Source organism: Nocardia sp. NPDC004722 (assembly GCF_053601505.1).
Window position 1 is genome coordinate 1 of sequence record NZ_JBSGBY010000427.1, and the last position, 7417, is coordinate 7417.

Genomic DNA, 7417 nt, shown 5'->3' on the forward strand with positions numbered 1-7417 from the left:
ACGCGGTCACCTACAGCGCCGGGCTGGGCCTGGGCGCGCACCGCGCCGAATCGAGCCTGGACGGCACCGCCCCGGGCGGCACGCCGATCGCCTTGGGCGCCAACCCCGTCGACACGGTGGCCATGGCGCTGGTGGCGACCGGTTTCGCCTATGCGACCTCGCGCCGTACCCGCCAGGGCGAGCTGGTGGCCCAGGTGTTGCCGCACATTCGCGATATCCGCCGGTTCGGTTCGGCGGCACTGGATCTGTGCGCGGTGGCCGAGGGGCGCACCGACGCCTACTACGAGCACGGGCTGAATCTGTGGGACTGGGCGGCGGGCGCGCTCATCGCCACCGAGGCCGGGGCGCGCCTGATTCTGCCGCCCGCGCCCGACTCGCCGGGCGCGGCAGGCGATTTGGTGTCGGCCGCGGCTCCGGGCATCGCTGACGAACTGTTTGGTCTGTTTGATCGCTTGGATGTCACCACCCCTATCCCGGTTTCGTGACAGGGGACTGAACAGCTTCGGATCAACCGAACTATTCGGACGAAGCACGCAAAAAGAATCGCCGCGACCGAAGGGTCGCGGCGATTCCGCCGTCTCGAGAACTTCTGTTGTGTTGTGCCGGTACGGGTTTCGCGGGAGCCCGGCGAATCAGAGCCGCGCCCCCGCGAAAGAGATAATCAACACTTGGCGTGTCGCGCGGCCTCGAGCAGCTTCGGGTCGATGGCCGGGGCGGTGCCGGGCGTCGGGTTCTTCAGCGACTTCAGCACCTCCTCGGCATCCGTACCGGGCCGGATGTCGCGGAACAGCGTGCCGAGCACCAGATCCACGGTGTCGTCGCCGCGCTTGTCCTCGATCAGCTCGGCGCACGGCATGACCAGCTGCGCCGACGCCGCCGCGGACCGGCCGCTCACACCGAAGCGAATCTGCCCGGTGCACTCCAGATCACCGTTGACGTAGACCGGGTCATTGCCGATCTGCACGTCCGGCGCGCTGGCGAAACCGAGATCGCCCAGCTCGGAGGCCACGTGCGCGGCCTGGCCGCGCTGATTGTTGGCATTGAAGACCCGGACCTTCGACTGCGCGAGGGCGGCCGGTTCCACGTCTCGTAACTTCGAGGCCGACACACGCTCGCCGAGCGGGGCGGGCGCCGCCGCGGAGGTGCTCGAGGCGGGACTCGGCGAGTTGCAGGACATGGCGCCCTGATCGCTCTCGGTCGTGGTCAGCGCCTTGAACCAGACGCCGACGCAGATGAGGGCGATGACACCCACCATGGCCGCCCAGGGCTCCCAGCGACGCCGGATGAACGGCCGTCCGCTCTTGGGATCGGTCGAGTTACCTTGGGTGATCAGTGAAACCACGCCCACACTCTACGAAAACGTGCGGGTCGGTGCGTGCAGGGCCACGGCAAGTCGGGCATCCGGTGTGGCGCGCGCCTCGGGAATCAGACCGTGCCGCAGCTGGTTCCACCTGGTCCGGGCGGTCGCCATCAGGTCTCGGAGGCGGCGAGGAAGATCTCGGAGCGCTCCCTCGTCGGTGACGATTACCCCTCAGTTTCAACTCGCAAGGGTTTTGATTGCGACTTTTGTCCCGGGGTCCGCTATTGTCTGGCGGCCCAGATCGTACAACCAGGGTGAAACTGGGGATCGATTTCGGGAACAACAAGGGCATGTCCTGCGTTGACCGAGCGCGATCCGGTGCGGATGAGGAGTATCCGGCTCGGATCTGTGACCGGTGTACGCGTGACGTACACCACGGGCGGGGCGGCACTCCGACCCGATCCGGCTCCGCGAGGAGCCGGTGAGGTGGGTGCCGGTCCGGGATATACGGAGTAAGGACGAGGGGAAGACGAGATGGCAACCGACTATGACGCACCGCGGCGCACCGAATCCGACGAGGTTTCGGAGGACTCGCTGGAGGAGCTGAAGGCTCGCCGCAACGAAGCCGCGTCCGCCGTCGTGGATATCGACGAATCCGATACCGCGGAATCGTTCGAGCTTCCCGGCGCGGACCTTTCCGAGGAGGTGCTTTCGGTCCGAGTGATCCCGAAGCAGGCCGACGAGTTCACGTGTTCGAGCTGCTTCCTGGTGCACCACCGCAGCCGACTCGCCAGCGAAGCCGGCGGTCAGCTGATCTGCATGGACTGTGCCGCATAAGGCCGACCAGGCCGCGTGAAGCACTGCCCCAGGCAGGGATCCGAAGGATCCAAGAGGATTCCGTCAGCCCGCGCTCGGTTCGCCGAGCGCGGTCCGGAACCGGCCGCGTAGCTCACGACCGGTATCAACTTCGGCGGGTCAGACCTGTTCGGCCGCGTTCTTCAGGCCCAGGGCGGCGATGATCTTTTCCGGATGGCGAGTACTGACCAGCCAGTACGGCGTCGGATCGTCCGGATCGTCGAGCACGAGCAAGACCATCGGTCCCACCCAGGCCCGATGCTGAACGAACGCGGCGGGGTCGAGCTGGCGACCCAGCGCCGCGCTTTTCGCACTGGTCGGCACCGGCGCCGCGCGCTTGACGAAGGTCGCGGGCAGGTGGGCGCGATCGGTGCGCAGTTCCGGCACGCCGTCGGCGTCCGCGACCACTTCCACGCGATGGCGTGAGAACCACACCAGCACCCAGGCCGCGATCGGGAACAGCAGCACGTACGGCAGCCAGGCCCGCACTCCCGGTGCGCCCATGTGGATTTCGGCTGCCAGCAGCCCGGTCACGACGAGGGCGACCGGCACCCACCACAGCGGCACCCAGAGGCGCTCGGTGTAGAGGGGCTTGGTCTGCTGCTGAGGTTCCATGGTCACCTGAGGGGGCTGGTCGGACACGACATCAGACTAGGTCAATGACTCCCGACCCGAACGCGTAGGCTCGGCCTACGTGACCGGTATTCCACCTATCCCACTGCTGCGGCTCGATCCCGGCATCCCCGTACCCATGCGCGCCCACGAGGGCGACGCGGGCGTGGACCTGTGCACCACCGAGGACGTCATCATCGAACCGGGGGAGCGGGTGCTCGTCGGCACCGGCATCGCGGTGGCGCTCCCGATCGGCACGGTCGGTTTGATCCATCCCCGTTCGGGACTGGCGGCGAAGGCGGGGCTTTCGGTCGTCAATACCCCCGGCACGGTCGACGCCGGCTATCGCGGTGAGATCAAGGTGTGCCTGATCAATCACGATCCGCGCGCGGCCATCGAGCTCCGGCGGGGTGACCGCATTGCCCAGTTGCTGGTGCAGAAGGTCGAATTGGTGGACTTCGTCGAGGTGGAGTCCCTCGACGACACCGCGCGCGGCGCAGGAGGATACGGATCGAGCGGTGGGCATGCCAGCCTCGCCGCGACGTCCGGTGGGGCGGGTCAGGCGACCGGCAAGGAGGCATGACAATGGTTTTCGGACGTAAGAAGAACAAGGGCGACAACGCCGACGAGGGTCGCTACGACGACGAGTACACCGAGTACGACGAGTACGAGGACGACTACGACGACGAGTACGAGGAAACCGGCGGCACGGGCGAATTCGACACCGCCAACTTCGCGCCGGTGACCACCCCCACCAAGTCGGGCCCCTACGACTACGAGGATGTCGCCGACCGGCTCGAGGCCATCGCCGAGCAGCGCCTGGACCTGGGTTCGGTCATCGTGCCGGTGCCGCCGGGTGGGCAGTTGCAGGTCGAGATGACCCCCGACGGCACCCCGCAGGCGGTGCACCTGGCCACCCAGCACGGCCGGATCACGGTGGCGGCCTACGCCGCTCCCAAGTCGGCGGGCCAATGGCGTTCGGTGGCAGCCGATCTGGCCGAGACGCTGCGCAAGGACGGCGCGCAGGTGTCGGTCGTGCAGGGCCCGTGGGGTCGTGAGCTGCACGCCGTCACCCAGGGCGCGGATCTGCGCTTCATCGGCGTGGATGGTCACCGCTGGATGGTGCGGCTGGTCGCGGCCGGGCCGACCGGTGCGGCCGACGACAATTCGCCGCTGGTCGCCGCCGCCCGCGCGGTGCTCGGCGAGACCGTGGTGCGCCGCGGCGACGAACCGCTCCCGGTGCGCGAACCCCTGCCGGTGGTCCTACCCCAGGAGCTGGCCGACCAGCTCGCCGCCGCCCACCAACAGCAGCTCGCCGCTCAGCAGCAGGCCGTGCAGGCCCAGATGGCGGCCATGCAGGGCGGCCCGGCCTTCCAGCCGGACCAGCCCTCCGCCGAACCCCGCCGCGGCGCGGAAGGTTCGGCCATGCAGCAGCTCGGCCTGAACTGACCGACCGTCTGAAATCGGGCATTCAGCCCGAATCGGACTGCCGTACAACACGAAAACGGGGCACCGCCACACTGGCGGTGCCCCGTTTCGCTATGAGCGCAAACGCCGTCAGGCGCTCGGGACGCGGCGGGGGAGGAGGGCGGTGAGGCCGCGGGTGCCGAGGATGGAGGGGTCGGCGCCGAGGTCGTCGAGGGTGATGGGGTGGAGGGTGGCGTGGGGGATGAGGGCGGTCCAGCGTTCGGCGACCGCGAAGGGGTGCACGGGATCGTCTGTCGCGCCGATGATTTCGACCGGGGCGGTGACGCGGGCGAGCAGGTCGGGTTCGGGCCAGGCGTAGGCGGCGGCCTCTTCCAGGGCGGCGGGGAGGTCCGGCCACTGGGAGGTCCAGGAGCGGGTGAGGGCTTCGGCCAGCCAGGCCGGGCTGGATTCGCGCATGCGGGTCACCATCGCCTCGAGACCGTCGGCGCGCAGTTGGGCGGCGGTGGCGGCGGCGCTGAGGGCGGCCGGGCAGCCGGTGGTGTCCGCGCCGGTCCAGGCGGGCAGGGCGGCGATCACGCCGTACACGGAATCGGGATGTTCGGCGGCCCACTCCACGGCCACGGCCGCGCCCAGCGAGATGCCCGCGATCAGGATCGGTCCCGACCGCGCGGCGGCGTCCAGGGCGGCGCGGTAGCTCTCGATCACCCGGCGCGGGTCCGGGTCCACCGCGAGGAACGGCAGATCCACTGCCGCGCAGGCGGATCCGAAGGCGCGGCGAGCGAAATGGGCGTCGGAGCCGGTCCCGGGCAGGGCTACGGCGATCGCGGGACTCGCCGAGCTGGGCGAGGTCGTCGCCGCGGCACGCGGGGTCGCGGCCGGACGTGGTAGAGCGGGCATCGGTCGAGCCTAGTCGGGGCAGGGGTGCGCGGCGGTGACCGTATGCCGGTGACCGGTGGGTAGGGCGGTGGCGCGATACCCGCGACCCGTGGGTGCGGCGGGTGGCGTCATGGTGGTGACTCGCGGGTAGGGCGGTGACGGGCGTGCGTGGCGGGTGCTGGTCGGTGCATCTACAGTGGCGGTGTACGGCCACGGGCGGCCGGGTGGCAAACCACCGGGCATCGTGGGAAAACGAACGACGTGAGACCCACGCCGTCGAGCTCTACAGGAGAGCGTGCGAGATGCCATCCGCGGGTGGGAAGGACACCCCGTCAGGCTATTTCCGGCGGTTGAGCCGTCGCCTGACGGAGGACCTGGATCGTTTGGATGCCGAGGAACTCGCCGAGACGTCGGAAGCGTCGGGCGCGTGCCGGGCATCGGAGTGCCGGCGTGGTGAAGAGGTCACCATGCTGGGCCGGCTGCGCAGCGTCGAGGCGTGTCCCAAGTCCGCCGGCGCCGAGGTGGAGGCCGAGTTCTTCGACGGCACCGATTCGATCGCGCTGGTGTTCATCGGTCGGCGTCGCATTCCGGGAATCGAGCCGGGCCGTCGTATCCTGGTCCGCGGCCGCGTCGGTGTACGCGACGGCGGCAAGGTCATCTACAACCCCTACTACGAACTGCGCGGGAATTCCTGACACTCATGCCGAACCCCACCAGTAGCAGCGACGAGAGCCGCGATCGGAGCGCAGCTTTCGGCGCCTCCGGCTCGTTCGATCCGCCGACGGTCCAATTCCACGCGATGCCGGGCGCTCAGGGCGCTGCCGCGCAGGGGGTTCAGGGCGCGGCCGCCGGTGACGAGCCGCCGCTGCGGCTGGAGCACGCGCTGCTGGATGAAGACATGCAGGCGTTGGTCGGTGCCGAGTTGGCCGCGCTGGAGCGCGAGGCGACGGGGTCCGCGGGTGCTGCGGCGCCCGAATCCGGCGAGCCCGCGCCCGATGCGGAGGACGAGCCGGAACCCACGCTGCTCGAGCAGATGGGCGGCATCAGCGGCCTGATCTACTCCTCGCTGCCGGTGCTGGTGTTCGTGCCGATGAATTCCTTCCTGGGTCTGACCGCCGCCATCTGGGCGTCGCTGGGTGTGGCCGCGGCGATTCTGGTGTGGCGCTTGGTGCGTCGCGATCCGATCCAGCCCGCGATCTCGGGTTTCCTCGGGGTCGGTGTGTGCGCGTTCATCGCCTACCGGATGGGTGAGGCCAAGGGCTTCTTCCTGTTCGGCATCTACGCGAGCCTGGTCTACGGTGGCGCGTTCCTGCTGTCGCTGGTGGTGCGCTGGCCGTTGGCGGGCGTGATCTGGGGTGCGCTCAACGGGCACGGCACCGGCTGGCGCTCCGACAAGGCCGCGATGCGCCTCTACGACATCGCGACCGCGGTGTGGGCGGTGGTGTTCGTGGCCCGCTACCTGGTGCAGAACCACCTCTACGACTCCAACAGCACCGGTCTGCTGGCCGCCGCTCGCATCGGCATGGGCTGGCCGTTGACCGCGGTCGCGGCGCTGGTGACCTTCTGGGCGGTGCGCAAGGCGGGTCATCTGCCCTCGCAACAGAAGTCTGAAACGGCCGTCTCCGGGGCGCAGGCCCCCGACTCCGCGGTCTAGACCTCCGGCCGATCGGCCCCTTATCGCCATAAAAGCCCAGGGCGCAACACCTTCGGGGCCATTGGGGGACGTAAGGGGGTCACCAACCCACCCCTGGGGTACCTATTTCGGAGCCCCGGCTGCGAGCACGATCTTTCTCAGAAGCTACGAGAAAGGATCGAGCGGAGTGGTTACCGACGAGAAGGCAGTGGCAGCGCAGGATCGGGGCGAGGGGCTCGGGACCGCGGTGCAGACGGCAGCCTCGCGCCGGCACCCGGCGGGGCGGGGAGTCAAGAGCACGAGTGTGGCGACGTCGGAATCCCGGCGTGCGGCCGCTGAATTGGAGAAGCTGATCGGCCCGGCCGCGGCCGGGGACCGGGAAGCGGTCTCGGAAATTCTGAAGATCGTCTATCCGCTGGTGCGCCGCTACTGCGCGGCCCGCATGAGCGGCGCCGGTCACCTGCACGTGACCGCCGACGATGTGGCACAGGAGATCTGCCTGGCGACGGTGCAGGCGATTCCGCGCTACCGCGATCAGGGCAAGTCGTTCCTGGCGTTCGTGTACGGGATCTCGGCCAACAAGGTGGCCGACGCCTTCCGGCGGGCGCAGCTGCACCCGGCCTACCCGGTGGCGGAGTTCCCGGACGCCCCGGTGAACGAGGCGGGCCCGGAGTTCCCGCCCGTCAGAAAACCGCTTGAACCAGGGGAAGGGT

The 7417-nt window shown here is 69.2% G+C and carries 10 protein-coding genes; 7 read left to right on the top strand and 3 right to left on the bottom strand.

What is annotated here, in order from left to right:
* Nucleotides 1–485 (top strand): inositol monophosphatase family protein (locus tag ACWELQ_RS32025; protein ID WP_452400766.1); only part of this gene is annotated, 485 nt, incomplete at its 5' end.
* Between the two features lie 176 nt (nt 486–661).
* Here the strand turns inward: ACWELQ_RS32025 and cei are convergent.
* A complete protein-coding gene (cei, locus tag ACWELQ_RS32030) occupies nt 662–1342 on the bottom strand; it encodes an envelope integrity protein Cei (protein ID WP_452400767.1) in 681 nt (226 codons plus the stop codon).
* 492 nt (nt 1343–1834) lie between these two features.
* Between cei and ACWELQ_RS32035 the strand changes: the two genes are divergently transcribed.
* A complete protein-coding gene (locus ACWELQ_RS32035) occupies nt 1835–2137 on the top strand; it encodes a DUF4193 domain-containing protein (protein WP_067587334.1) in 303 nt (100 codons plus the stop codon).
* A gap of 138 nt (nt 2138–2275) precedes the next feature.
* On the opposite strand, the gene ACWELQ_RS32040 is transcribed toward ACWELQ_RS32035, so the two are convergent.
* A complete protein-coding gene (locus ACWELQ_RS32040; protein WP_452400774.1) occupies nt 2276–2770 on the bottom strand; it encodes a DUF3093 domain-containing protein in 495 nt (164 codons plus the stop codon).
* A gap of 79 nt (nt 2771–2849) precedes the next feature.
* Here ACWELQ_RS32040 and dut point away from each other — a divergent pair, with 79 nt between their 5' ends.
* Entirely contained in the window at nt 2850–3350 is a 501-nt protein-coding gene (dut, locus tag ACWELQ_RS32045) for a dUTP diphosphatase (protein WP_452400768.1), read from the top strand.
* A gap of 2 nt (nt 3351–3352) precedes the next feature.
* On the top strand, nt 3353–4216 hold the full coding sequence (locus tag ACWELQ_RS32050; protein ID WP_452400769.1) for a DUF3710 domain-containing protein: 864 nt from the start codon (nt 3353–3355) through the stop codon (nt 4214–4216).
* A 108-nt stretch (nt 4217–4324) separates the two neighbouring features.
* Here ACWELQ_RS32050 and ACWELQ_RS32055 read toward each other — a convergent pair whose 3' ends face one another.
* Nucleotides 4325–5092: an alpha/beta fold hydrolase gene (locus ACWELQ_RS32055; protein ID WP_452400770.1), complete on the bottom strand. Its 768-nt coding sequence runs from the start codon at nt 5090–5092 to the stop codon at nt 4325–4327.
* A gap of 281 nt (nt 5093–5373) precedes the next feature.
* Between ACWELQ_RS32055 and ACWELQ_RS32060 the strand changes: the two genes are divergently transcribed.
* From ACWELQ_RS32060 to ACWELQ_RS32070, 3 genes are all read left to right on the top strand, one after another.
* Nucleotides 5374–5766, top strand: coding sequence for an OB-fold nucleic acid binding domain-containing protein (locus tag ACWELQ_RS32060; RefSeq protein ID WP_452400771.1), 393 nt, complete (start codon nt 5374–5376; stop codon nt 5764–5766).
* Between the two features lie 104 nt (nt 5767–5870).
* Nucleotides 5871–6725, top strand: a complete 855-nt coding sequence (locus ACWELQ_RS32065) for a DUF3159 domain-containing protein (protein WP_452400772.1) — start codon at nt 5871–5873, stop codon at nt 6723–6725.
* A gap of 166 nt (nt 6726–6891) precedes the next feature.
* The coding region (locus tag ACWELQ_RS32070) for a sigma factor (protein ID WP_452400773.1) at nt 6892–7417 on the top strand (526 nt) is incomplete at its 3' end.

Excerpts from the sequence above, each read along its gene's own strand:
- ACWELQ_RS32035 (WP_067587334.1), top strand. The coding sequence starts at position 1,835 with ATGGCAACCGACTATGACGCACCGCGGCGCACCGAATCCGACGAGGTT.
- ACWELQ_RS32040 (WP_452400774.1), bottom strand. The coding sequence starts at position 2,770 with ATGGAACCTCAGCAGCAGACCAAGCCCCTCTACACCGAGCGCCTCTGG.
- ACWELQ_RS32050 (WP_452400769.1), top strand. The coding sequence starts at position 3,353 with ATGGTTTTCGGACGTAAGAAGAACAAGGGCGACAACGCCGACGAGGGT.
- ACWELQ_RS32055 (WP_452400770.1), bottom strand. The coding sequence starts at position 5,092 with ATGCCCGCTCTACCACGTCCGGCCGCGACCCCGCGTGCCGCGGCGACG.
- ACWELQ_RS32060 (WP_452400771.1), top strand. The coding sequence starts at position 5,374 with ATGCCATCCGCGGGTGGGAAGGACACCCCGTCAGGCTATTTCCGGCGG.
- ACWELQ_RS32065 (WP_452400772.1), top strand. The coding sequence starts at position 5,871 with ATGCCGGGCGCTCAGGGCGCTGCCGCGCAGGGGGTTCAGGGCGCGGCC.